This window comes from Oleiphilus sp. HI0123, assembly GCF_001635315.1.
In genome coordinates, this window is sequence record NZ_LWGE01000020.1 from 1 (window position 1) to 756 (window position 756).

Sequence of the window (756 nt, forward strand, 5' to 3'; positions counted from 1 at the left end):
AACGAATCCAGTACAGTGCTAGAATATGGCCTTTCAGAAAACTGATTTCTTTTTATAGAACAATCGTTATGCAAATGCCCGATACACAAGCTACTGAGCAATTATCCATTATCTTCCAAGATAAGTTCCTAATTGCTATACAAAAACCTGCAGGTTTACTGGTACACAAAAGTCCCATCGACAAGCATGAAACTAGCTATGCTATGAAAATATTGCGAAACCAGATTGATCAGTGGGTCTATCCGGTACACCGTTTGGATAAACCGACATCAGGGCTACTCCTATTTGCTCTGCATTCCGAGATCGCCTCTCAGCTTAGCTCAGATTTTGAAAACCGCTTGGTCAATAAGACATATCAAGCAATCGTTCGCGGGTATACTCCCACCAATGGAGAGATCAATCACCCTCTAAAAGAAATCGCAGTTTTCAAACACATGCAAAAACAACTTCAAAAAAAAGACCCTAAAGAAGCTGTCACACATTATGAACGAATGTGCAGTTTTGAGCTGCCATTCTCAGATGGGCGCTTCCCCAGTTCACGATACAGCCACATCCAACTGAAGCCCACAACCGGCAGAAAGCATCAAATTCGGCGCCACCTAAAACACATCAGCCACCCAATTATCGGTGATGTAAAATATGGGAAAGGTGAGCACAACCGTCTATTCAAAGAAAATTTTGATAGTCATCGTTTATTATTGGCAGCGACCAAACTTACGTTCAATCACCCAGTGACGGGGCAAAACGTGACATTAG

General features: G+C 42.2%; 1 protein-coding gene. It reads left to right on the top strand.

The window, feature by feature from the left end:
• Window positions 1-74: 74 nt before the first annotated feature.
• On the top strand, window positions 75-756 hold a 682-nt coding region (locus A3761_RS00245), incomplete at its 3' end, for a pseudouridine synthase (RefSeq protein ID WP_082870126.1).